This is a genomic window from Endoryza foliicola, assembly GCF_050589245.1.
GTDB lineage: Bacteria > Bacteroidota > Bacteroidia > Chitinophagales > Chitinophagaceae > Endoryza > Endoryza foliicola.
Window position 1 is genome coordinate 424,859 of sequence record NZ_JBOBEW010000003.1, and the last position, 24,563, is coordinate 449,421.

Genomic DNA, 24,563 nt, shown 5'->3' on the forward strand with positions numbered 1-24,563 from the left:
ATACATCATGGAAATTATCTTAATTCAAGACGTAGACAATTTAGGCGCTGCCCACGAGGTAGTAAAAGTTCGTAATGGCTACGCGCGCAATTTTCTAATTCCTCAGCGTTTCGCTGTAGAAGCTAGTCCTTCTAACTTGAAACAATTGGAAGAAAGAAGAAAGCAACTGAAGAAAAAAGAAGACCAAATGTTGGCCGCTATCACTGAAGTTATTGCTAAACTGAATGATGGTGCGTTGAAATTGGGTGCTAAAACCGGTACATCCGGCAAAATCTTCGGTAGCGTTACATCATTGCAAATTAGCCGCGCTATTCGTGAGCAAAAAGGATATGAGATCGATCGCAGAAAGATCTCTATCGCTGATGAAGTAAAAGAGTTGGGTTCTTATAAAGCTACTATCGATTTCGGTAATGGCCGCTCAACAGAAGTTGCTTTCGAAGTTGTTGCTGAATAAGCGAAGTCTACAAAAGATACCTAAAGCCCCCAATTGGGGGCTTTTTTCGTGCCCGTCCACAAGTCAAACGATTGAGTTGGCTCAAAAAACCCCTATTTTTCCGCCTTTCTGATGCTTTTTTGTTTGTAAAAAAGGAATTTTTATTGTTTTCCCAGAATTTATCCTTTATCTTCATAGAGGATAATGTACTTAGTTCTCATGTTCTGAAGCGTCTTACCCTTACTTGGTATCTCAGTTCATTGCAGTAACTATCGTCGTTTAACCGGTTTTCAGAACATTAAAATTTTTTTTGACAATGAACATTTATGTAGGGAACCTCTCCTGGCAAATGACCGATGAGGATCTTCAGGCCCTGTTTGAGCAGTATGGCTCAGTTACTTCAGCTAAAATTGTTAAGGACAAAGTAAGCGGACGCAGCAAAGGCTTCGGTTTCGTAGAAATGCCCGAAGACAGCGAAGCTCAAAATGCTTTAACCAGCCTTTACGAATCAGAAGTAATGGGTCGTAAAATCATCGTGAATGAAGCTCAACCAAAACCACAAGGTGGTGGCGGCGGAGGTTTCAAGAAAAGAAGCTTCGGCGGCGGCGGCGGTGGCGGTGGCTATCGCAAAGGCGGCGGCGGCGGCGGATTCAACCGCGATCGTGGCGACCGTGGCGGTGGTTTCAATCGCGACAGAGGCAGAGATTTCTAATTCTTCCCGATAAACAATATTTATTAAATCCTTCTGAGCAATCAGAAGGATTTTTTGTTTTGTTACAGCTCACCAATAGGTGCAACCCACTTCGGGGTTGTATAACACGCTAGCCACTTTATTGCTACCAATCTGCAACCCTCTTCGGGGTTGTAAGGCACGCTTGAAACACTGTCGCTATCAATGTGCAACCCACTTTGGAGTATTATGACATGCTTGAAACTTTATTGTAACCAATAACTGCAACCCACTTCGGGGTTGTAGGGGACGTTTGCAACTCTATTGCTACCAATGTGCAACCATCTTTGGGGTATTAGGATATGCTTGAAACTTTATTACAACCAATATGCGCAACCCTCTTCGGGGTTGAAAGGCACACTTGCAATTCTATTGCTACCAATGTGCAACCCGCTATGGGTTTGTGGGACAGACTTGAAACACTGTTGCTGCCAATGTGCCCCCCTCTTCGGGGTGGTATAACACTCTTGAAACTTTATTACAACCAATATGTGCAACCCTCTTCAGGGTTGAAAGGCACACTTGCAATTCTATTGCTACCAATGTGCAACCCGCTATGGGTTTGTGGGACAGACTTGAAACACTGTTGCTACCCATGTGCAAACCACTTTAGGGCTGTAGGGCACGCTTGAAACACTGTTGCTACCAATGTGAAACCCTCTTTGGGGTATTAGGACATGCTTGAAACTTTATTGTAACCAATATGTGCAACCCACTTCGGGGTTGTATAACACGCTTGCTACTTTATTGCTACCAAGCGGCAACCCCCTTCGGGGTTGTAAAACACTCTTGAAACATTATTACTACCAATCTGTAACCCTCTTTGGGGTTGAAATGCACACTTGAAACACTGTTGCTACCAATGTGAAACCCTCTTTGGGGTATTAGGACATGCTTGAAACTTTATTGTAACCAATATGTGCAACCCACTTCGGGGTTGTATAACACGCTTGCTACTTTGTTGCTACCAAGCGGCAACCCCCTTCGGGGTTGTAAAACACTCTTGAAACTTTATTGCTACCAATCTGAAATCTACCAAAGAGTTGTGGGATACGCTTGAAACACTGTTGCTGCCAATGTGCAAACCTCTTCGGGGTAGTAGGTGATTCTTTAATCCCTGTTGCTACCAATATGATACACAACACGGGGTTCTAGGAAACGCTTGAATTGTTGTTGCAACCGAGCTATCTAGCAATTTGCGTGATTAACGAGAACAGAGAGTAGAATTGCCTTGTAAACAATACTAATGCAGAAAAAGCAGCGCACCCTTCACATCACTTCTCTATTTTATCTGATGTACAGTTTCAGCGAACATTTATTTAAAGACTATTAAAGAAACAAATGCTGTCTTTTTAACCTGACCACATCCGCCCAACCAAAGAACCCCAATTATTAATTTTTAATTCCTAATTTTTATTTATTACTTATTAATTCTCTTTCCGCTATTTTAGCACTCTATTCTAACCAATCAAATGCTTGTACTATGAGCGCATCCATTCAACTCAGTCCCGTAATTGCCGGTGCCATGAAATGGGGTATTTGGGGTTCAGCCTTTAACACCCAAGAATACCTAAGTATCCTCGAAAAATGTGTTGAACTAGGAGTAACTACTATTGATCATGCCGATATCTACGGACATTATACAACCGAAGCCGAATTTGGTGCCGCACTGAAACGAGTACCACATCTTCGTGAAAAGATTCAACTGATCACCAAATGTGGTATCAGAATGATCACACCGAATCGCCCTTCACATGAAATCAAATCATATGACGCTTCAAAAAAACATATCATCACTTCTGCAGAACAATCACTGAAAAACTTGCAGACCGACTATATTGATTTGCTATTGATTCATCGTCCTGATCCCCTTCTACACCCCGATGAAGTAGCTGAAGCTTTTAGTCAGTTGAGAAACAGCGGTAAAGTGCTTCACTTCGGCGTATCAAACTTTACGCCTTCACAGTTCACTATGATGCACAGCCGATTTCCATTGGCGACCAATCAAATAGAAGCTTCTATTTTACATCGAGAGCCCTTTATTGACGGCACTTTAGATATTTGTCTTGAAAAAAATATCATTCCAACGGCTTGGAGTCCACTTGGAGGCGGTTTGTTATTCTCAGAAAATCCGGATGACGAAACAAAGCGCATAAAAGAAGCAGCCATTTCTTTGCAAGAAAAGTACCAGCTATCCTTAGATGAATTATTGATTGCTTGGCTCTGTCAACATCCTTCCGGCATTGTTCCTGTATTGGGTACATCAAAAGTGGAGCGCATTCAGGGCGCTTTAAAAGCGAGTAAAGTTATAATGGATCGAGAAGATTGGTTTAAGCTTTGGCAAGCATCCTTGGGTCAAGAAGTGGCTTAACAAATAAAAAGATATCTGCCGGGGGTCAATGTTATTTGTAATTGCTGGGCTTGAAAATATTCACCATCGGTATGATAGTGAATGGTTTCATTACTGGAAAGAGTGAACACATTTCCAAATCCATGAATGAAATTGGATGAATTAAAATGGATTCCCTTCTCCACTTTAGGAAGATTGATGAACCTGCCGACGAGTCCGGTTGGTTTCATAATCACCCAGCAAAATAAGCCGTCGTCGGGTTTGTTTCCTGGGGCAATTTGAAAACCTCCACCGGCTCGATATCCGTTCATGATATCAAGAAGCAAAGCTTTTCCTTTGTAATTTACGTTAGCCCCGCTTAGTTCGTAATAGTTTTCCTTAAACGTAAATATTCCTCTGATCACAGTCCACCAGTAAGCAGCAATACCTACTTTCTTATTTTTTGAAATCAGTGTTTTCGCCACCCATCCTTCAAAGCCTGCTCCCACTCCATTTACAAATATCCGACCATTACAAAGGCCTGCATCAATTCGCTTGGTAGCCCCTTTCAAACCAATTTCCAACATGGCATCCAAATTGGCATCGTGATACAATAAATCAAAAAAATCGTTTCCCGATCCCCCTTTATGAATCATAAGCGGTATACCAATATCAGGATATTGATTTAAGAAAACATTGATCGTGCCATCGCCGCCAACAATCCAGGCTTCGGAGAATTCCTTTAATGAATCGGGCCAAGGAGAAGGGATAATGGTTGACATAACCCCTTTGTCTGTCAATTTCTGATGGAGTTCTTGAGCATATGCAACCGAGCGACCGCTACCCGCATATTGATTCAACACTATGGCAATTCGTCTAGACAATAGAATAAGTTTGTAAGCCAAATCTAAACAAAATCAGTGGTTCGCCAATGGTTCGGGAAACCGATTCACAAGTGTATCTGAAACGAGGCCATCTCTGGTTGTGTAAATCAACCGAGCAGACAAATAAGTATGAGTTTTTAGAAATTTCAGTGCCTGTTTTAGTCCCATTGCTAACACTGCATTATCGTAGCCATCCGCTGTAGTCGCATCCTTCGCCATTAAAGTAACAGCGATCAGCTCATTATTCGACTGCTGTCCGGTTCTAGCATCGAAGGCGTGCGAACGGAGCTTTCCCGCCGATTCTTTAAACTTTCGATAATTACCACTGGTAGTGATAGCACCTTCTCCTTGCAATTCAACTTTCTTGTATTGTATTTCCCAACCATCACTATCAATAGATTCCAAGGCTAAAATAAAAGGTTTATTGGAGGTCATTTTCTTACCCTTCCATCGCGTTTCCCCTCCCACTTCTATTAGAAAATTTTCAATTCCTTTCTTCAGAAAGAAATTAGCCAATACATCTACCGTATAACCTTGAGCGATACCATTGGGATCTAACTTAACACAAGACTTTTTCTTAATAAGTAAGTTTCCTTTCAATGAAATTTTATCCATACCAACACATGTCATCAGCTTCTTAGTTTCACTTGCCGAAGGTGGATTGGTCATTTTTTTCGAAGCCAAGCCCCAAGCTGCTGTAATGGGTCCAATCGTGAGGTCGCTAATTCCACCGGTAGCTTTGTTAATTTGAAGTGAGTATCGGTATATATTGAAAAGATGAGCATCTACTTCGAGGCCCTTTGTACTTTCATTGAACTTGCTAATTAAAGAACGCGGATTGTATACAGAAAGGGAGTTGTCGATTTCTTGAAAAATGCTATCAACTTCAAATTGTGTTACCGCAAGACCTGTGTGATAATAAATAATGGAGTAGGAAGTTCCTTGCGCTTTTCCGGAACACTTATACTCATTCCACTCCTCTTGTAATGTTTGAAAAGAAGTAGTAACACCTAGAAAAATCAAGAAGAGCCAGCTTAGATATTTGCGCAAGTAAACGAGTGTTACGGTGAAAAAATGAATGTATTGTCAATTCGTTTCGAATTAATTGAACTGCTTTCAAATATACGCGATCGCATTTAAACAGTGAAGGGATATAAACCACGGTCGATTTATATCCCTTCATTTCGATTATATATCTAATTCGTTAGAACACCAAAACAGGTACTCCTTTTGATTGATAATAGCTTTGGAATTCCTTGATCTTTGTTAAAAGCACTTCATTCATCTCCTTTTCATACTTCGCCCATTCTTGTTTCAAGTCTTTCAAACGTGTTTTCGCACCACCTGTCACTCTAGGGTCAGATACATTCACCAGTGTCTTTAGGTTAAAAAATTCAGCATTTAATTTGCTTGGCCAGTTGATCACATCTTGGAAGTTCTTTTGTCTGCTTTCAACAATATTTGACTCCCATGCTTCCAACAGTTTAATGATTGATTTTCCTGAATCAACCACAGCTTTGTAATCAGCCTTTTCTTTCAAATTATCACTAATAAACAGAATTTGTTTTTTTACAGATCTCAGTTTATTTACAGCACTGTGCATTGATTTAATTGACTGCTGAATATCTTCTAACAGCGCTTGTTGCTCATTCCAATCTGCCTCAGTAGCTGATATATTGGGATCTTGTTTTACTTCGATGCCTACTTCAGTTGAAAGCGAATCAAGCTTCAAAACAGCTTTGTATTTCCCGGGCTTCAATAAATAACCAGAATAGTCGCCATAAACAAAGGCATCGGTAATTGCGGGGCTGATCATATCAGCTCTAAAATCCCAGGTTAATGCATTCAAACCCTCAGTTGAACTCATTACAACTGCAGGAGGTGGGCCACCCGGAAAAGGTTTGTACGACAAATCTTTTTTGTTGGAATAAGATCTTACTGTTTTACCGTTAACATCTTGAATTTGTAAACTCAATTTCGCTGAATCGGATATTTTAGGCAAGCGATAATAAATAGTCACTCCTTCTAATGGATTTTGACCAAGCGCTTGTTCATTGGCACCACCTAGTTCCGGAGCTCCGGAATAAAGTACAGTAGGTTTTGCGCCCCACAATTTGATTTGCTTTTCAGCAGTAATCTCCTTTGCTTGTTGAATCAAAGTTAGGTCATCCAATATCCAAAAGGCGCGTCCTGCCGTAGCTGCTATTAAGTCATTATCGTGAATGATTAAGTCGGTTACGGGTACTACGGGTAAATTCAACTGAAGTTTTGACCAATTTGTTCCGCCATTGTATGAGATATAAAAACCTCTTTCCGCTCCGGCATACAACAGGTCCTTCACTGTTTTATCTTCTCGAATCACTTTGATAAAATCATCTTCTGCAACCCCGGTGTTTATAAGCGTCCAAGTGGTTCCGAAATCAGTAGTTTTATAAGTGTAAGATTTGAAGTCATTGAATTTATATCTTGTTGCAGAAACATAGGCTGTACCATTTTCGAATGGAGACAGTTCAATAGATTGAATTAAACTTTCTTCTAGTCCTGCCGGTGTTTTATCGTTCCATGTTTTTCCACCATCGCGGGTTATGTAAATTTTACCACAATCGCTACCGGTCCAAATTTGTCCTTTCTCTAATGTAGATTCAATCAAGTAATAAATGGTGTTGTAGTTTTCGCCACCTGCTCCTTCGTTTGTAAGCGGTCCTCCTCCTTGTTCTTGTTTAGTAGTATCGTTTCTAGTTAGGTCAGGACTTATTACAGACCAATTTAAGCCCCCGTCAGTAGTTTTCAGTACAACATTACCGCCGTGATAAATTGTTTTGGGATCATGAGGAGAAGCAACAATTGGCGCATTCCAATTGAAACGGTATTTCATTTTTTTAGGTTCAACCGCTAAGTTGAGTGAGGGGTATGCTTGGATGTCTTTTATCTCACCGGTTTTACCATTCAATACTTCGATGTATCCCTGATAACATCCACCATAGAACTCAATAGGGTTATTAGGGTCAAAAACAATGTAGGCACTTTCACAACCGGGTCCTGTCAGCCAATCTTTCTCGTCCAATCCTTGTTTGTTGTTTCTGGTTTTCACCATTAAGGAAGTATTGTCTTGTTGCCCGCCGTATACCCAATATGGAAAACGATTATCGGCATTCACTCGATAAATCTGTGCAGTGGGTTGGTTCATTAGAGTACTCCAACTACGGGTGCCATCATACGAAATCTGTCCACCTCCGTCGTCGGCTAAAGCGATATTATTGGGGTCATTTGGATTGATCCAAAGATCGTGTGTATCGCCGTGAGCAATGGGAACAAAACTGAATGTTTTGCCACCATCGATACTTTTCATCATAGGGGCATTGAGAACATATACTGTATTCTCATTTTTAGGATCCGCAAAAACTTCCATATAGTACCATGAGCGCGATGTAATGTTTGCGTCGTTGGACATTAATCTCCAAGATTCACCTCCATTATCGGATCGATACAATCCCGACTTTACTTTTTCAGTTTCAACAATCGCAAAAATTCGATTCGGACTGGCTGCTGAAACTGAAACTCCCATTTTACCGAGAGAAGGGGGTAACCCATTATTGATCTTATTCCATGTTTCGCCGCCATCGGTGCTTTTCCATAAAGAAGAGCCACGTCCGCCGCTAATCACTTTCCAAGGAAGTCGTTTATGATCCCAGGTAGCGGCATACAGTATGCGAGGATTGGTTGGGTCGGCCACGAGGCTACTCGCACCTGTTGCTGAGTCAACGTATAAAACTTGCTTCCAAGTTTTTCCACCATCAACTGTTTTATAAATACCACGTTCATTGGTTGTGCCGTGAACAGGTCCCTGAGCTGCCACGAGTACAACATCTGGATTTGAAGGATGAATAACAATATCTGCGATATGCCGAGAGTTCGTTAATCCGATATTTTTCCAAGTTTTCCCGGCATCTGTTGACTTGTAGACTCCATCACCGAAGGAGGTCATTACTCCTCTAACTGCATGCTCTCCGGTTCCAACATAAATTACGTTAGGATCGGAAGGGGCTACTGCTATTTCTCCGATGGTACCTACTTTAAAGAATCCATCGGACACATTCATCCAATGTTTACCACCGTCGGTTGTTTTCCAAACACCTCCACCGGTGTAGCCGGTATAGTAAACAAGAGGATTATTGGAAACCCCTGAAATAGCGTTGGCTCTTCCGCCTCGGAAGGGGCCAATGTTTCTCCACTTCTTCAATTCGAGAATGGAGTCGTATTTCGGGATTGGAGGATTGGCATTTCTCGAGGCTGTCTTTTTTTGAGCGTTTAGGTGAAGAGTGATCACAAGCAGTGAACAGAAGAGGAATAGAGATCTCATGTTAGTTTGGTTGAGAGATGGAAGATACGATAAGTTGGGGAGAGGAGGAAACGAGGAGACGAAGATATGAGGAACGAGGAGGCGAGGAAAAGAGGAAACTAGGAAACGAGGAAAAAGGTGAAATGATGAGTTAGGGGCAAAAAAAATCCCGATCATTTCTGATCGGGATCAAAGAATATGGCAGCTACCTACTCTCCCGCATTGTGGTGCAGTACCATCGGCCAAAAGGGGCTTAACTTCTCTGTTCGGTATGGGAAGAGGTGAACACCCTTGGAAAAACCACCATAAGAATATGAGCCTTGCGGCAAATAATTTACATATTGGGAAGTTGTAAAGACGTTAACGAAGTCTTTTAATAAAAATCATTAAAAAAAATTAAAGCTTACGGGCAATTAGTACTACTCGGCTTTGCTGTTACCAACTTTACACCTATAGCCTATCAACGTCATAGTCTATGACGACCCTTAAAAGAATACTCATCTTGTGGAAGGTTTCACGCTTAGATGCTTTCAGCGTTTATCCTGGCCGGACGTAGCTACTCTGCACTGCACCTGGCGGCACAACAGATACACCAGCGGTCCGTACGACTCGGTCCTCTCGTACTAAAGTCATGTCCACGCAATATTCTAACGCCCATCACAGATAGGGACCGAACTGTCTTGCGACGTTCTGAACCCAGTTCACGTGCCACTTTAATCGGCGAACAGCCGAACCCTTGGGACCTTCTCCAGCCCCAGGATGTGACGAACCGACATCGAGGTGCCAAACCTCCCCGTCGATATGAGCTCTTGGGGGAGATCAGCCTGTTATCCCCGGAGTACCTTTTATCCTTTGAGCGATGGCCCTTCCATGCAGAACCACCGGATCACTTCAGCCGTCTTTCGACCCTGCTCGACGGGTCTGTCTCACAGTCAAGCTCCCTTATACTGATACGCTCTACGTACGATTACCAACCGTACTGAGGGAACCTTTGCAAGCCTCCGTTACTTTTTAGGAGGCGACCACCCCAGTCAAACTACCCACCATGCACTGTTTCCCGTTAGGGATTAGACTCTAAGCAAACGAAGGTTGGTATTTCAACGACCGCTCCACGAAACCTGGCGGCTCCGCTTCAAAGCGTCCCAACTATTCTACACATCGGTTGCTCAAAATCAATGCAAAGTTGTAGTGAAGGTTCACGGGGTCTTTCCGTCCCGTGACGGGTAACCGGCATCTTCACCGATACTACAATTTCACCGGGCTCGCGGAGGAGACAGTGTTCAACTCATTAGACCATTCGTGCAGGTCGGAACTTACCCGACAAGGAATTTCGCTACCTTAGGACCGTTATAGTTACGGCCGCCGTTTACCGGGGCTTCAGTCAGAAGCTTTGGATTGCTCCGAACATCCTTCCTTAACCTTCCGGCACCGGGCAGGTATCAGGCTCTATACGTCATCTTTCGATTTTGCAGGGCCCTGTGTTTTTGTTAAACAGTTGGTTGAACCATTTTACTGAGACCCACCATAAGTGGGTACGCTTTATCCCGAAGTTACAGCGTCAATTTGCCTAGTTCCTTCTCCGCGGCTCACCCGAGCGCCTTAGAATATTCATCTCGTCCACCTGTGTCGGTTTACGGTACGGGCAGCTATAGCCTAACCTTAGAGGTTTTTCTCGGCAATTTGATTAGGACCACTATCCACGCTGCCGAAGCTTTGCGGTACTATCACGTTCGACATTCTCTGCGGATTTACCTACAGAAAATATATCTACACGCTTTAACCCTCTAATCCGTAAGAGGGCGGGTCTTTCACTATTGCGTCACCCCGTCGAAACTATAGCCGGTACTGGAATATTAACCAGTTTGCCATCAACTACCCCTTTCGGGTTTGCCTAAGGACCCGACTAACCCTGATCCGATTAACGTTGATCAGGAAACCTTGGACTTACGGCGAAGTAGTTTTTCACTACTTTTATCGCTACTCATGCCTACATTTTCTTTTCCCAACGCTCCAGCATACGTCGCCATACACCTTCGCAGCAGATGGGAATGCTCCCCTACCACAAGACTACCTAGTAGTCTGTTTAGAACTTCGGTTCATAGTTTGATGCCCGATTATTTTCCGTGCAGGACCTCTCGACCAGTGAGCTGTTACGCACTCTTTAAATGAATGGCTGCTTCCAAGCCAACATCCTGGCTGTTATAGAAGTCCCACCTCGTTTGATCAACTTAACTATGTATTAGGGACCTTAGTTGCTAATCTGGGTTATTTCCCTCTCGGCCACGGATCTTAGCACCCGCAGCCTCACTCCCGGAGATATTTACTAGCATTCGGAGTTTGTCAGGGTTTGGTAGGCGGTGAAGCCCCCTAGCCCAATCAGTAGCTCTACCTCTAGTAAACGTCTATATCCGAGGCTGTTCCTAAAAACATTTCGGGGAGAACGAGCTATCTCTCAGTTTGATTGGCCTTTCACCCCTATCCACAAGTCATCCCATAACTTTTCAACGTTAATGAGTTCGGTCCTCCATTCCGTGTTACCGGAACTTCAACCTGCTCATGGATAGATCACAAAGTTTCGCGTCTGCCCCCACTAACTAAACGCCCTATTTGGACTCGCTTTCGCTACGGCTCCGTTACTTAAGAACTTAACCTCGCTAGTGAGGAGCAACTCGTAGGCTCATTATGCAAAAGGCACGCCGTCATCCCGAAGGACTCCGACCGCTTGTAGGCGTACGGTTTCAGGTACTATTTCACTCCCCTATTCGGGGTGCTTTTCACCTTTCCCTTACGGTACTGGTTCACTATCGGTCTCTGAGGAGTATTTAGCCTTACCAGATGGTGCTGGCAGATTCAGGCAGGATTCCTCCGGTCCCGCCTTACTCAGGATACCACACGTCCTTAACTATTTGCGCTTACAGGGCTATCACCTGCTATGGCTCAACTTTCCAGAAGATTCAGCTTGAAGTTAATTTCTAAAAGTGGTCCTACAACCTTCTGGCAGCACGCTGCCAGAATTTGGGCTAATCCCTTTTCGCTCGCCACTACTTGGGGAATCACTATTGTTTTCTTTTCCTCCACCTACTTAGATGTTTCAGTTCAGTGGGTTGACTTCCTTTCGGATGATACACCTTCAGTGTACCGGGTTGTCCCATTCGGAGATCTACGGATATAATGCTTGTGTGCAGCTTCCCGTAGCTTATCGCAGCTTACCACGTCCTTCATCGTCTCTCAGAGCCAAGGCATCCACCATACGCCCTTAAGTGCTTTAAAAGAGTTACTTTCGTTACTCGTCGTTTACAACTTATTAAAAATTTATCCCAATATGTCAAAGAGCTATGTTTACTACTGAATGAACAATAGAAACGAAGCAGATAATATGGTTTCGAACCATTGGAAGCCTCACAGGCATTACCTAATAAAAAGAACTTTTTGTGGAGGATATCGGAGTCGAACCGATGACCCTCTGCGTGCAAGGCAGATGCTCTAGCCAACTGAGCTAACCCCCCGTTTTGGTTTTGGTAGACCCGAGCAGATTTGAACTGCTGACCCCTACATTATCAGTGTAGTGCTCTAACCAGGCTGAGCTACGGATCTGTTTCTGCAGCCCACTAATTAGCGGGTTTACATTGAAGAGTTGTAAAGAACTTAAAAAAATTGAAAGTAAGTAGAAGCAACAACCAAAAAGATTCGCAATCTCTAAAAAGGAGGTATTCCAGCCGCACCTTCCGATACGGCTACCTTGTTACGACTTAGCCCCAGTCACTAGTTTTACCCTAGGCGGCTCCTTGCGGTTACCGACTTTAGGTACACCCAGCTTCCATGGCTTGACGGGCGGTGTGTGCAAGGTCCGGGAACGTATTCACCGTATCATTGCTGATATACGATTACTAGCGATTCCAGCTTCACGTAGTCGAGTTGCAGACTACGATCTGAACTGAGAAGAGGTTTTTGAGATTAGCTCCTTGTCGCCAAGTGGCAGCCCTTTGTCCTCTCCATTGTAGCACGTGTGTAGCCCTGGGCATAAAGGCCATGATGACTTGACATCATCCCCTCCTTCCTCGCGTCTTACGACGGCAGTTTCATTAGAGTTCCCAGCTTTACCTGATGGCAACTAATGATGGGGGTTGCGCTCGTTGCGGGACTTAACCCAACACCTCACGGCACGAGCTGACGACAGCCATGCAGCACCTTACTGGCAGTGTATTGCTACAAAGTGAGCTTTCACCCACGGTCTCCCAGCATTCTAGCCCAGGTAAGGTTCCTCGCGTATCATCGAATTAAACCACATGCTCCACCGCTTGTGCGGACCCCCGCCAATTCCTTTGAGTTTCAACCTTGCGGTCGTACTTCCCAGGTGGGATACTTAATGCTTTCGCTCAGACACCAACAGTGTATCGCTGATGTCGAGTATCCATCGTTTAGGGCGTGGACTACCAGGGTATCTAATCCTGTTTGATCCCCACGCTTTCGTGCCTCAGCGTCAATTTCTGTGTAGCAAGCTGCCTTCGCAATAGGTGTTCTATGTCATATCTAAGCATTTCACCGCTACATGACATATTCCGCTTACCTCCACAGTATTCAAGACAGATAGTATCAATGGCAGTTTCCAAGTTAAGCTCGGAGATTTCACCACTGACTTACCTGCCCGCCTACGCACCCTTTAAACCCAGTGAATCCGGATAACGCTTGCACCCTCCGTATTACCGCGGCTGCTGGCACGGAGTTAGCCGGTGCTTATTCATCTGGTACCGTCAACCACAGTAGAAACCGTGGGTTTCTTCCCAAATAAAAGAAGTTTACAATCCAGAGGACCTTCATCCTCCACGCGGCATGGCTGGTTCAGACTTGCGTCCATTGACCAATATTCCTTACTGCTGCCTCCCGTAGGAGTCGGGCCCGTGTCTCAGTGCCCGTGTGACTGGTCGTGCTCTCACACCAGTTACTGATCGCAGGCTTGGTGGGCCGTTACCCCGCCAACTACCTAATCAGTCGCACGCCCATCTTCAAGCGCCGTAGCTATAAGATCAGAGTGATGCCACTCCGAAATATTACGGGGTATTAATCCAAGTTTCCCTGGGCTATTCCCCACTTGAAGGAAGGTTGCGTACGTGTTCCGCACCCGTTTGCCGGTCGCCACCCATGTATTGCTACACTGTGCTGCCCCACGACTTGCATGTATTAAGCCTGCCGCTAGCGTTCATCCTGAGCCAGGATCAAACTCTCCATTGTAAATGAGTTTTGACCGTTGGCGTTAAATTTTCTCTCGGAAAAATAACGTTTGTGTCTAATAATTAAATGTCGCTAAACCTTACCGTAAATCATTGATTTACGTGCTGTTGCTTCCAAACTTTCAAAGATCTTTCGGCTTTATTTTGCCGCCCCATTTTTGATTGGGGTTGCAAAGGTAAGAGCCTTTTTTATTTCCACCAAATTTTTCTTGATTTTTTTCGAAGATTTTTTCTTCTCATTAACCAGTACTTTTTTTGAAGAACTTTCGCTTTTTAAAAGCGGGCTGCAAAGATAGTTAACTCTATTTTCACCGCCAACTTTTTTCGTGATTTTTTTAAAGTTTTTTTATTCGCTTTTCAATCACTTCTATCGTAAGAACTACCTCGTTTTGTAAGGGGTTGCAAAGATAGACCGTTTCACATTCACCACCAATTTTTTTCGCGTTTTTTTTAAACTTTTTTTTCGTCACTTTCTCGCGTCAATCACTTTAAGAACTACCCGTTTTTTGTAAAGCGGGCCGCAAAGATAAGGAGCATTCACTTCCCAACAAATTTATTTTGAATCTTTTTTGCTGTTCATTTTTGAAACCCTCTCCCACACTGCATTGTAGCTCCAAATATTTTTTAAACTTTCTTGCCTCCTCTCTCAAAATACCCTTCTTCATAATTCACTTTTATCAAACTTAACCCATGTCCCGGCACAGAAAAATCCGCTTTGGTAGCATCTTTCATTTCAATGATGCTTTTGAACTCCTCTATCGACCACTTTTTACGCCCCACTTTTAACATCGTTCCTACTAATCCACGAACCATCCCCCTTAAAAAGCGACTGCCCCTTACCCGGTATACAAAACCACCCTCTATCTCCTCCCATTCACTCCGCTCAATACTGCATATAGTAGTACGTACCTGCGACCCCCGTTTAGAAAAACTTGCAAAATCGGAATACCCCTTCACTATTTCCGCTGCTTCCCTCAATAAAGTCAGCTCTAATGGGAAAGGATATCGATAGCTTCTATCTGATCGAAATGGATCTTTGCCCCATAAAACCGTATACTCGTATTCTCTACTTATTGCATCGAACCGACTGTGTGCTGATGGCTGCATCGCCACAATTCGCTTAATTACAATGGCCGGATGAACAATTGCATTCAAATTATAGACGGCTTTCTCGGAAATACCACCCTCAAAATCAAAATGAAAGTAATTCTGTCGCGCATGAACACCTGTATCAGTTCTAGATGAACCCGTTAGCGCAATTTCGTGTCGGAAAAAAGTGTGGAGTGCTTTTTCAACTTCTGACTGTACAGTAACAGCATTGTTCTGCACCTGAAAACCGGCAAAAGGGCCACCCATATAGGCCAACTCCATGAAATAACGTGTCATAGAGCGAAAATACGGGTTCCTATTTTACCAATTCTTGGAACTTGCGGATGTAATAGTCTTGTGAGAACAGCCCAACCAACTCTTTGAAAGCATCTTTATCAGTGATGGTTGGGTAGGCCGATTCAAGGAATTGAAACTTAAATACTTCGGAATAGAATAGTTCGGTGAGGCCTTTTACTTGCTTTGTTGAATATGATTTAAGGGCAAACGCCTTCTTGGCCACCAATAATCGTTGATCGGTGGTAGCTGTTTCCATCATTTGCACACGAAGTTTATCTAAGTCTAAGTCTGTAGCAATGAGAAGACCGGTGTTTTTATCAGCTCTTTCTGAGGAATCAACTGTAGGTTTCGCAGACAAGGCCGAGTCAACTCCGGTTTTTACATTAGGTTTTGGAGCATCTTCTAATGGAATGATCACAGTAATGGAATCCTCGTCCCCTGCTTTATAGATGATTTCGCGGCCTTTATCAATGGTTCTGTCGGAAATAATTTGGATTGAAGGCAAAGGTTTTTTCGGTGTTTCAACCGGTTCCGGCGTTTGAGTTGCCGTTTCAATTTTAGGCTTTGCGGGTGCGGCTACTAAACTGTCTTTAGGTACTAATCCGGCATTTTCTGCTGTTGGTTGCTGAATAACGGGCTTAACAGGAGCGGCTATAGTACTATCTTTTGTTGGTTGAGTAACCAATTCAGGAGTTGGAGTACTCGTTTTCACAACTGGGTTAGCCGGTGCTGCCTCTGCCGAGTCTTTAAGCTTAACAGGCTCTGGGGTAACTTGTACTACTTTAGCTACAGGCTTGGCCGGTTCGGCAACGGTAACATCGGGAGTAGGTGGATTTTGGGGAGTCGTTTGCTTCGGGGTTTCTGTTGTGGGAGCAGCTGTTTTGGTTCGATCCTTTAAAACGTCGTTGTCGTTTACCACTGCTGCCATCATGTTTGCAAAACCATTTACTGCGGGCTTATTGGGTTTGGCAGCTTCTGCTTTCACTACTGTAGCAGCCTCTTCAGCAGATTGGGCTGCGATCAATTCCATGGTTTGCCAGTTGTAAAGCGACCAGGTTTGATCTCCCGTTTTCTTCAACTGGAAACCTTTGTCTTTTCTATTGACGGCTACTTTGAATGTTTGCTCCGGAAAAGAGTTCTTAGGGAAATTGACTTTAAGTTCATAAACCGTATCCTTCAATTTGCCGATCAACAAATATCCGTCGGCTGAGGAACTGAAGTTTTTATCTTGAATTCTAACTGAAAAAGGTTGTGCTTTATCTGCTTCGATGGCGAAGAAATAGTCTTGCTGCGCTGATACAGCGGCCGAAAGGGTTAACAGTAAGGCGAGAAACGTACATTTTTTCATGAACCGGAATGGATTTCTACTGTACACAAAACTAACTAATTGCATTGAGCCGACGTCAATTTATCCAATTTTTCATAAATATTAAGAAAAGGCTCTCTTATCTTTAGCCCGAACAATATTTAATCTATTTATGAAAAAAGTCATTGCAGCAGCGGCCCTCCTTCTCATAGGATACGGAGCGTTTGCACAAGAAGAAGCTGCTGATACCAGCTGGGAAAAGATCTATCGTGAATCCAGTCCCAAAATCAACGATCTCATTCACACCAAATTGGACATTCGTTTCGACTACTCAAAAAGTCAGGCCATTGGTAAAGTGTGGCTGCAACTCAAGCCTCATTTTTATGCTACGGACTCTTTGTTATTGGATGCAAAGGGTATGGAAATTCAACAAGTAGCAGTTGTTAAAAACAATAAAAACCAGGTACTCAACTACGATTACAATGGATTGGAGTTGCGCATTAAACTTGATAAATCGTACAAAAAAGAAGAAACCTATACCATCTATGTGTCTTATATCGCAAAGCCCAATGATTATAAAGCAAAAGGAAGTGCAGCGATCACAGATGCGAAAGGGCTGTACTTTATCAATCCCTTAGGAGAAGATAAAACTAAGCCAACGCAAATTTGGACACAGGGTGAAACAGAAGGAACTTCTGTTTGGGTTCCTATTATCGACAAACCGAATCAAAAGTGTACCCAGGAGTTTAATTTAACGGTTCCTGCAAAATATGTTTCGCTTTCAAATGGCAAGTTAGTATCACAAAAGAAGAATAGCGATGGTACCAGAACTGATACCTGGAAGATGGATCAACCACACTCTCCGTACTTATTCTTCATTGGTGTTGGCGATTACGCAATTGTAAAAGATAGTTACAAAGGAAAAGAAATCAGTTACTATGTAGAGAAAGAATACGAATCAGTAGCACGAAAGATCTTTGGATTAACTCCGGAAATGATGGCTTTTTACTCCAGAATTACTGGTATAGATTATCCTTGGGTAAAGTATGCTCAAATTACAGGCAGAGACTATGTTAGTGGTGCGATGGAAAACACTACCACTACCCTACATGGAGAATCGGCTCAGCAAGACGCTAGAGAACTAGTTGATGGGAATCAGTGGGAAGGTGTTGTTGCCCACGAATTATTTCACCATTGGTTTGGCGATTATGTTACAGCAGAGAGTTGGAGCAACCTTACCGTAAATGAGTCATTTGCTAATTACAGTGAAGTGCTTTGGTACGAGTACAAATGGGGTAAAGATGCTGCAGATGCACACAACTACAGCGATATGGTGGGCTATTTGAGCAGTGGTAGTGAGAAAAAGGATTTGGTACGATTCCATTATGCAGATCGTGAAGACATGTTTGATGCAGTTAGCTATAATAAAGGAGGACGTATTTTACATATGTTGAGAAACTATGTGGGAGACAGTGCTTTCTTCAAGGCGTTGAATTTGTATTTAACTACCAACAAGTACAAAGCTGCAGAAGCACATCATTTAAGATTGGCCTTTGAAGAAGTTACCGGAAAGGATTTGAATTGGTTCTTCAACCAATGGTACTACGGAAGCGGTCATCCAAAATTGAGTGTTGATTATATTTACGATGAAGCCAGAAAAGAAGTAGCGGTGATTGTAAAACAAACTCAAGCGGGAGACAAAGTTTTCAAACTGCCTGTAGCTATTGATCTCTATTATGGATCAAAGAAAGAACGCAAGAATGTATGGATCGATGATAAGAACGATACGTTTGTTTTCAAATACAGTACTCGTCCCGATTTGATCAATTTTGACGGCGATAAGATCTTGTTGGCTGAGAAAAAAGACAATAAAACCTTGGACCAGTATTTATTCCAAATGAAGAATGCAGGGCTTTATATGGATAGAAGAGAAGCGATCGAAGCTGCATTGAAGAAACAATCGGAGCCGAAAGCATGGGAGATCATATCATTGGGATTAAAAGATCCATCAAGTGATCTTCGCGGATTTACACTAGGACGATTGGACATTAAAAAGGAGAGCATTCGTAGCAGCGCTTTACCAATTGTAGAAGATATGGCGAAGAACGACAAGAAAACAACAGTAAAAGCTGTTGCTATTGATTTCTTGTCGGTAACAGAAAATCCGGATTATAAAGCTTTGTATCAAAAGGGTCTCTCCGATTCTTCCTATTCTGTAGCCGGTGCTTCTTTGGAAGCATTGTATGGTATTGATCCCGATCTAGGATTGGCGGAAGCTAAAAAAGTTCCTGAATCGGTTAAGGGAAGACTTCAAGCGGCAAGAGTGAAAATTTTGATCCAGTCAGGCGATCCTTCCGTATTCGAAACAGTAGCCTTGGCTTATAAAAACATGCCAATTTCTCAAGACAAATTTGAAATGACACAGGCTTTGTGTGATATGCTTGCGAAGGTTACTGATACTAAGCAACTGAAAGAAGGAGTTGATTTGGTAGTTGCATTCAGAAAAGCAATTCCAGAGCAGTACGGAATTACACCGGTGATCAATAATTTCTTGAAAGGCATAGTAACGAAGAAAGAGGCGCAGAAAGAGAAGGGAGGAGACAAAGCAAGTTTACAAGAGCAGATCGACTATATTAAGTCAAAGATGTAATAGCAAAATACATTTGCTAGAACATATCTACATACAAAAAGGCCGCTTCGAACTGATCGAGGCGGCCTTTTTGTATGTAGATCATTCAATTTTTAGGGTGCGCTGATTTCGATGATTTTATCATCTGAGCCGTTGCTGGTGCAAAGGTATACTTTCCCTGTGGGGGCCACTAGAACGTCTCTCAAACGTCCATATTTCCCATTATAGAATTCGTTTGTTTCCGTAACGGCATTAAAAGTAGCGTTGAGTTTAAGTTGATACAAGCGTGAGTTTTTCAATGTTGCGAGCAACAAAGAATTTTTCCATTGCGGTATTTTGGCGTTGTTATAGTAATCCAAACCACAAGTTGCAATGGTAGGTGTCCATGCTTTGATGGGTTCTTTTACATTGTTTGACGAACAGAAGGCTGTTTCGGATGAGTTGTCGCAAAATCCCATTACAGTTGGCCATCCATAGTTTCTGCCTTTTTCAATGATATTGATCTCGTCATCGTTATTGGGACCATGTTCAGATGAATAGAGAATACCATTGGCATATACCAAGCCTTGTGGATTGCGGTGACCGAAACTCCAGTAAGGGTTACCGGAAACCGGGTTATCGGAAGGGATGGACCCGTCGAGGTTAATTCTAAGGATTTTTCCATTTACAGAGTTGGGATCTTGCGGATATGACGTCTCCACTGCATCACCTGTTGAGATGAAAAGTTTATCGCCTACAATCACTAATCGAGAGCCATTATGATTATTATCGGCAATGATATTGTCAAAGATGATTGTCGGGCTTGAAAGGTTGTTGCCACTTACAGTGTAACGAACCACTTTTTCTCTATATGCGGACCCTTTAAGATAATCATATACCACGTATAAGTAGGGATTGGAAGCAAAAGAGGGATGAAAAGCCATCCCAAGAAGTCCGCCTTCGCCGCGAACCACTACATCGCTGATAGTGAGTAAGTTGGAAACGGTGCCATTGGCTGGGTCTACTTTCGAAATGATTCCGGATTTCTGGGTAAACCAGATGGTATTATCGGGAGCCCAAACCAGATCCCATGGCATGGTAAGTCCGGAAGAAAGTATTTTATCGCTTAAAACGACTGGAGAAGTAGTGGTATCGGTTGTACCGCCTCCGCCTGTGTTAGACTTCGACTTGCTGCAATTTGCGGCAAGAATTAGGGAGGACAGGACCAAGGAAGTATAGAGCATTCTCTTCAGCATACGAATTGTTTTTACAGGTACAACCAAAATTATGCCTTTACCCGTCTTAACAGCGTTAAATGCTGATTAAAGAGGTTTTTGGGTAGAAAAGATAAATGAAGCAGGGTTGCAATAAAAAAGCCGTATCGGAAATGTAATGAACGAAGAAAAGCTGCAACTAATAATGTAGTATCTTGACAAGGAATTAAAAATTCATAAAATAAAACTTCAATAGAAAATGAGTACACGTAACATTGCTTTGATTGCAATTTTTGGATTGATTTTGATATTAGGCGGTTGTGGCTGCAGCAGCTACAATGGGTTGGTTTCGAAAGACGAGAATGTAAAAGCCAAATGGGCGAATGTTCAAAGTGAGTATCAACGTAGAAATGATTTGATTGGAAACTTGGTTGAAACGGTAAAAGGCGCTGCTAATTTCGAGAAAGAAACATTGGAAGCTGTAATCAGTGCACGTTCAAAAGCCACTTCAATTCAGGTTGACCCAACCAACATTACTCCAGAAAAATTGGCTGAGTTTCAACAAGCACAAGCCGGTTTGAGTGGAGCCTTGGGAAGATTGTTGGCTGTTGCCGAAGCCTATCCCGATTTGAAGGCTACCCAGAACTTCCGTGATTTGCAGGCTCAATTAGAAGGAACAGAAAATAGAATCAAAGTAGCACGTAATGATTTTAACACAGCCGTGCAAGATTACAATACCGGTGCTAGAAGATTCCCTAATGTGATTTTTGCCAATTTCTTCGGATTCCATACCAAAGAAGGATTCAAGGCTGATCCGGGTGCTGAGAATGCTCCAAAAGTTAAATTCTAAATTTAATATTGTAAGAATGTCGTTGATTCCATTTTTCAAACGCAAACATTTCTTTTCTGCATCTGATCAGGAGGCAATTGTAGCCGCCATTAAACGCGCGGAGAAAGAAACCAGTGGAGAAGTACGTGTTTTTGTAGAAAGCAGGTGTCGCTTTGTGAATCCGATTCACAGAGCAGAAGAGATTTTTTGGGGACTGAAGATGGACAGTACGGGCGAATACAATGCCGTATTGATTTATGTGGCCATCAAAGATCAGCAGTTTGCGATTTTTGCGGACAATGGCATTTACACAAAACTTGGAAATGATTATTGGAATCAGTCGGTGAATGAAATGACTTCTTACATAAAGGAAGAAGGTGTTGCGCATGGGTTAGTGAAAGTGATCGACAAAATTGGAAACACTTTGAAAGAAGCGTTTCCATACGATCCGAATACAGACAAAAATGAATTACCTGACGAAATCGTGTTTGGACAATGAGTATGAAAAGATTTTTACTGGTAATTCTTACTGTTATCGGAATAACAGGAATGATTGCGGCACAGGATCTGGTTCCGGTGCCCAATCCACCAAGGCTAGTGAATGATAAAACCAATACGCTGAGTACTGATGAAGTAAATAAACTCGAGCGATTATTGGTGAGTTATGACGATAGCACTTCTAATCAAATTGCGATTCTGATCATTCCTACTTTGAATGATTATCCGATTGAGGAATTTGCGAATAAGCAATATCGGTTGTGGGGTATTGGAAACAAGAAAACCAACAATGGTATTCTTATTCTTGTGGCGAAGAACGATCGAAAGATGCGTATTGAAGTAGGATATGGCTTGGAAGGTGCGGTAACTGACCTATTAAGTAAAAGAATTATTGAGGAAGACCTCGCTCCTAATTTTAGGAATGGAAACTTTTATGAAGGTTTCGCAACGGCCGCAGAACACTTGATTAAAGCAACTCGAGGAGAATATACTGCACCACAGGGCTATGCTAATAGACGCCAAGATAAAGATGGGGGAAGTATATTGGGAATGATTATCATAATCATTATTATCATTATTGTACTTTCTAATATCAACCGTGGTGGCGGTGGTGGATTTATGAGTAGAAGAGGATACCGTGGCATCAATTCGCCTATCTTCTGGAATTCCGGAGGATGGAGTGGCGGTGGCGGTGGTGGATGGAGCGGCGGCGGTGGCGGCGGCTTCGGAGGATTTGGAGGAGGTAGCAGTGGTGGCGGTGGTGCCAGTGGGGGATGGTGATGAGAGTTTTGAGTTATAAGTTTTGAGTTTAATACAAAAGAGAAAGGAGCCAGTTGCTCCTTTCTCTTTTTATGCTTTATTGTGTGTTTATTTAATAGCGGCGATACCGGGAAGAACTTTTCCTTCGAAGTATTCGAGCATGGCACCTCCACCGGTTGAGATATAGCTTACTTTATCTGTGAAACCGAATTCATTAACAGCGGCCACGCTGTCACCCCCTCCTACTAATGAGAAAGCACCATTTGAAGTAGCGTCTGCTACTGCTTGCGCGATTGCTTTTGTTCCGTGTTGGAATTTCACCATTTCGAATACGCCCATTGGGCCGTTCCAAAGAATGGTTTTTGAACGGTGCAGAACATTGGTGAATTGACCGCAGGCATTTTCTGCAATGTCTAATCCCATCCATCCATCAGGAATATTATTTGAAGGTGCTACTGCGGTATTTGCATTTGCGTCGAATTTATCTGCAATTACAGAATCGGAAGGAAGGTGAATGTTCACTCCCTTTGCTTTGGCTTTTTCTAGTAAGTCGAGTGCTGTTTGCAAGCGATCGTCCTCGCACAAAGAGTTGCCAATTTTTCCGCCCATTGCTTTCATGAAGGTATAAGCCATACCTCCACCAATGATGATATCGGTTGCTTTTTCCAATAGGTTTTCGATGATCAAAATTTTATCACTCACTTTGGCGCCGCCTATAATTGCCGTAAAGGGCTTTTCAGATTTGTGTAATACTTTTTCGGCGCTGCTCACTTCACCTTCCATCAAGAGTCCGAACATTTTATTTTCCGGGGTGAAGAATTTTGCAATAACAGCAGTAGAAGCGTGTGCACGGTGTGCGGTTCCGAAAGCGTCGTTTACATAAACATCGCCAAGTTTGCTTAGTTTTTCAGCGAATCCTTCATCACCTTTTTCTTCTTGTTTGTAGAAACGAAGGTTCTCCAATAACAAAACTTCACCCGGTTTAAGGGATGCCGCTTTTTGAATAGCTTCTTCTCCAATACAATCGTTGGCAAATTGAACAGGCAATCCACCCAACAAACCACTAAGATGATTGATAATATGTTTAAGTGAAGATTTTTCTTCAGGACCTTCTTTTGGTCGTCCAAGATGGCTCATTAAGATAACGCTACCGCCATCGGCTAGAATCTTTTTAATAGTTGGGAGCGCCGCTCGAATACGGGTATCATCACCTACGGCAGAAGTTTGTTTGTCGAGTGGAACGTTGAAGTCCACACGGATCAATGCTTTTTGGTTATTAAATGAATGTTGGCTGAACTTGCTCATGTGTTGGTCTTTTTATGTTTTTGGCAAATAACGAGTTGCGTGTTGCTTTTATCATTAATGAGTTGGGTATCGATGATATCGAACCAGCCTCTAAGATAGTTCTTAAATTCTATGTGATTCCATTCTCTGTAGTGGCAAGTGTTTTCCGGCGGGCCAAAATCTTTGGTCCCACAGAGGCGATCGCGATCGGGTGTGCTAAAAATAACCTGTTTAAAATTCATTTCAGCAACAAAATCGAGGAGATCATCGGGATGTTCGATGTGTTCGATGACGTCGGAGCAAACGATAAGGTCGCAAGAGAGCTCTGATGGTTTCAGGTTATCGAAAAGCAACCATTTTTTATCGGGATAGGTTTTTGTTAACCATGAATAGGTTGGATCAACTTCAACGCCGGTGGTTTGGTATTGGCCCAGGTAGTGAACCGTTTTATAACCGGAACCGCAGCCAAGGTCGATGATGGATTGAAGTTGCTGTTGTTCCATCCATTGAGCGGCGTATTGATACACTTCTTTCTGCCATTCGTCTTTGGTGTGAGTTGCATCGTACGATTCTACGGTAGTTGCGTGCCGATAGCCGGGCTTAATGGAATAGAGGCTGAGAGGTTGTTTGGAGGCGTTGGCATTACCTAGGAAACGGTAGTATTTTTTCCAAGCCAGTCGTTTAGCGATGGCCCAGCGATGTTTCCAGATATTGTTGTAGGTAGCCAGAGCGGTTG

General features: G+C 42.9%; 15 protein-coding genes, 2 tRNA genes and 3 rRNA genes. 7 read left to right on the forward strand and 13 right to left on the reverse strand.

Features of this window, described 5'->3' with window-relative positions:
• The first annotated feature begins 7 nt into the window (after positions 1-7).
• The 3 genes from rplI (at position 8) to ACQ2HE_RS09185 (ending at position 3,534) form a co-directional block, all read left to right on the forward strand.
• Positions 8-454 (forward strand): 50S ribosomal protein L9, encoded by a 447-nt coding sequence (rplI, locus tag ACQ2HE_RS09175; protein ID WP_430898342.1) that lies wholly within the window; start codon positions 8-10, stop codon positions 452-454.
• 295 nt (positions 455-749) lie between these two features.
• Complete coding sequence (locus tag ACQ2HE_RS09180; protein ID WP_430898340.1) at positions 750-1,145, forward strand: RNA recognition motif domain-containing protein; 396 nt, start codon at positions 750-752, stop codon at positions 1,143-1,145.
• A gap of 1,501 nt (positions 1,146-2,646) precedes the next feature.
• Complete coding sequence (locus ACQ2HE_RS09185; protein ID WP_430898338.1) at positions 2,647-3,534, forward strand: aldo/keto reductase; 888 nt, start codon at positions 2,647-2,649, stop codon at positions 3,532-3,534.
• Here the strand turns inward: ACQ2HE_RS09185 and ACQ2HE_RS09190 are convergent.
• From ACQ2HE_RS09190 to ACQ2HE_RS09235, 10 genes are all read right to left on the reverse strand, one after another.
• Positions 3,531-4,376, reverse strand: coding sequence for a diacylglycerol/lipid kinase family protein (locus ACQ2HE_RS09190; RefSeq protein WP_430898336.1), 846 nt, complete (start codon positions 4,374-4,376; stop codon positions 3,531-3,533). The two genes, ACQ2HE_RS09185 and ACQ2HE_RS09190, sit on opposite strands and share 4 nt — an antisense overlap.
• A gap of 33 nt (positions 4,377-4,409) precedes the next feature.
• Positions 4,410-5,426, reverse strand: coding sequence for an FAD:protein FMN transferase (locus tag ACQ2HE_RS09195; protein ID WP_430898334.1), 1,017 nt, complete (start codon positions 5,424-5,426; stop codon positions 4,410-4,412).
• Between the two features lie 154 nt (positions 5,427-5,580).
• Positions 5,581-8,736 (reverse strand): WD40/YVTN/BNR-like repeat-containing protein, encoded by a 3,156-nt coding sequence (locus ACQ2HE_RS09200; RefSeq protein ID WP_430898332.1) that lies wholly within the window; start codon positions 8,734-8,736, stop codon positions 5,581-5,583.
• A 175-nt stretch (positions 8,737-8,911) separates the two neighbouring features.
• Positions 8,912-9,023 (reverse strand): 5S ribosomal RNA (rrf, locus tag ACQ2HE_RS09205).
• 85 nt (positions 9,024-9,108) lie between these two features.
• Positions 9,109-11,985: ribosomal RNA gene (locus ACQ2HE_RS09210) — 23S ribosomal RNA — on the reverse strand.
• Between the two features lie 162 nt (positions 11,986-12,147).
• Positions 12,148-12,221, reverse strand: a tRNA-Ala gene (locus tag ACQ2HE_RS09215).
• 10 nt (positions 12,222-12,231) lie between these two features.
• Positions 12,232-12,309, reverse strand: a tRNA-Ile gene (locus tag ACQ2HE_RS09220).
• A 106-nt stretch (positions 12,310-12,415) separates the two neighbouring features.
• Positions 12,416-13,944: ribosomal RNA gene (locus tag ACQ2HE_RS09225) — 16S ribosomal RNA — on the reverse strand.
• The 16S, 23S and 5S rRNA genes sit together here with 2 tRNA genes alongside, the layout of an rRNA operon.
• Positions 13,945-14,567: 623 nt before the next feature.
• The gene (gene truA, locus ACQ2HE_RS09230) at positions 14,568-15,329 is read right to left on the reverse strand and encodes a tRNA pseudouridine(38-40) synthase TruA (protein WP_430898330.1); all 762 of its coding nucleotides are present in this window, start codon (positions 15,327-15,329) and stop codon (positions 14,568-14,570) included.
• A 19-nt stretch (positions 15,330-15,348) separates the two neighbouring features.
• On the reverse strand, positions 15,349-16,677 hold the full coding sequence (locus ACQ2HE_RS09235; RefSeq protein WP_430898328.1) for a DUF4476 domain-containing protein: 1,329 nt from the start codon (positions 16,675-16,677) through the stop codon (positions 15,349-15,351).
• Between the two features lie 130 nt (positions 16,678-16,807).
• On the opposite strand from ACQ2HE_RS09235, the gene ACQ2HE_RS09240 reads away from it, so the two are divergent.
• On the forward strand, positions 16,808-19,285 hold the full coding sequence (locus ACQ2HE_RS09240) for a M1 family aminopeptidase (RefSeq protein WP_430898326.1): 2,478 nt from the start codon (positions 16,808-16,810) through the stop codon (positions 19,283-19,285).
• Between the two features lie 92 nt (positions 19,286-19,377).
• Here the strand turns inward: ACQ2HE_RS09240 and ACQ2HE_RS09245 are convergent, their stop codons facing one another.
• Complete coding sequence (locus ACQ2HE_RS09245; protein ID WP_430898324.1) at positions 19,378-20,499, reverse strand: PQQ-dependent sugar dehydrogenase; 1,122 nt, start codon at positions 20,497-20,499, stop codon at positions 19,378-19,380.
• 217 nt (positions 20,500-20,716) lie between these two features.
• On the opposite strand from ACQ2HE_RS09245, the gene ACQ2HE_RS09250 reads away from it, so the two are divergent.
• The 3 genes from ACQ2HE_RS09250 to ACQ2HE_RS09260 are packed head-to-tail and all read left to right on the forward strand — an operon-like array spanning position 20,717 to position 22,564.
• A complete protein-coding gene (locus ACQ2HE_RS09250; protein ID WP_430898322.1) occupies positions 20,717-21,307 on the forward strand; it encodes a LemA family protein in 591 nt (196 codons plus the stop codon).
• 16 nt (positions 21,308-21,323) lie between these two features.
• Positions 21,324-21,785: a TPM domain-containing protein gene (locus ACQ2HE_RS09255; RefSeq protein WP_430898320.1), complete on the forward strand. Its 462-nt coding sequence runs from the start codon at positions 21,324-21,326 to the stop codon at positions 21,783-21,785.
• Positions 21,782-22,564, forward strand: coding sequence for a TPM domain-containing protein (locus ACQ2HE_RS09260; protein WP_430898318.1), 783 nt, complete (start codon positions 21,782-21,784; stop codon positions 22,562-22,564). The genes ACQ2HE_RS09255 and ACQ2HE_RS09260 overlap by 4 nt, the downstream gene beginning before the upstream one ends.
• A gap of 87 nt (positions 22,565-22,651) precedes the next feature.
• Here ACQ2HE_RS09260 and ACQ2HE_RS09265 read toward each other — a convergent pair whose 3' ends face one another.
• Positions 22,652-23,848 carry a phosphoglycerate kinase gene (locus ACQ2HE_RS09265; protein ID WP_430898316.1) on the reverse strand — a complete coding sequence of 399 codons (1,197 nt, stop codon included), beginning with the start codon at positions 23,846-23,848 and terminating at the stop codon, positions 22,652-22,654.
• On the reverse strand, positions 23,845-24,555 hold the full coding sequence (locus tag ACQ2HE_RS09270; protein ID WP_472846351.1) for a class I SAM-dependent methyltransferase: 711 nt from the start codon (positions 24,553-24,555) through the stop codon (positions 23,845-23,847). Before ACQ2HE_RS09270 ends, ACQ2HE_RS09265 begins: the two co-directional genes overlap by 4 nt.
• Between the last annotated feature and the right edge of the window lie 8 nt (positions 24,556-24,563).

Bases quoted from the DNA above. Each gene is read 5' to 3' on its own strand.
- ACQ2HE_RS09200 (WP_430898332.1), bottom strand. From the start codon at position 8,736: ATGAGATCTCTATTCCTCTTCTGTTCACTGCTTGTGATCACTCTTCAC.
- ACQ2HE_RS09180 (WP_430898340.1), top strand. From the start codon at position 750: ATGAACATTTATGTAGGGAACCTCTCCTGGCAAATGACCGATGAGGAT.
- ACQ2HE_RS09245 (WP_430898324.1), bottom strand. From the start codon at position 20,499: ATGCTGAAGAGAATGCTCTATACTTCCTTGGTCCTGTCCTCCCTAATT.
- ACQ2HE_RS09255 (WP_430898320.1), top strand. From the start codon at position 21,324: ATGTCGTTGATTCCATTTTTCAAACGCAAACATTTCTTTTCTGCATCT.
- ACQ2HE_RS09265 (WP_430898316.1), bottom strand. From the start codon at position 23,848: ATGAGCAAGTTCAGCCAACATTCATTTAATAACCAAAAAGCATTGATC.
- truA (WP_430898330.1), bottom strand. From the start codon at position 15,329: ATGACACGTTATTTCATGGAGTTGGCCTATATGGGTGGCCCTTTTGCC.
- ACQ2HE_RS09185 (WP_430898338.1), top strand. From the start codon at position 2,647: ATGAGCGCATCCATTCAACTCAGTCCCGTAATTGCCGGTGCCATGAAA.
- ACQ2HE_RS09250 (WP_430898322.1), top strand. From the start codon at position 20,717: ATGAGTACACGTAACATTGCTTTGATTGCAATTTTTGGATTGATTTTG.
- ACQ2HE_RS09260 (WP_430898318.1), top strand. From the start codon at position 21,782: ATGAGTATGAAAAGATTTTTACTGGTAATTCTTACTGTTATCGGAATA.
- ACQ2HE_RS09240 (WP_430898326.1), top strand. From the start codon at position 16,808: ATGAAAAAAGTCATTGCAGCAGCGGCCCTCCTTCTCATAGGATACGGA.
- rplI (WP_430898342.1), top strand. From the start codon at position 8: ATGGAAATTATCTTAATTCAAGACGTAGACAATTTAGGCGCTGCCCAC.
- ACQ2HE_RS09235 (WP_430898328.1), bottom strand. From the start codon at position 16,677: ATGAAAAAATGTACGTTTCTCGCCTTACTGTTAACCCTTTCGGCCGCT.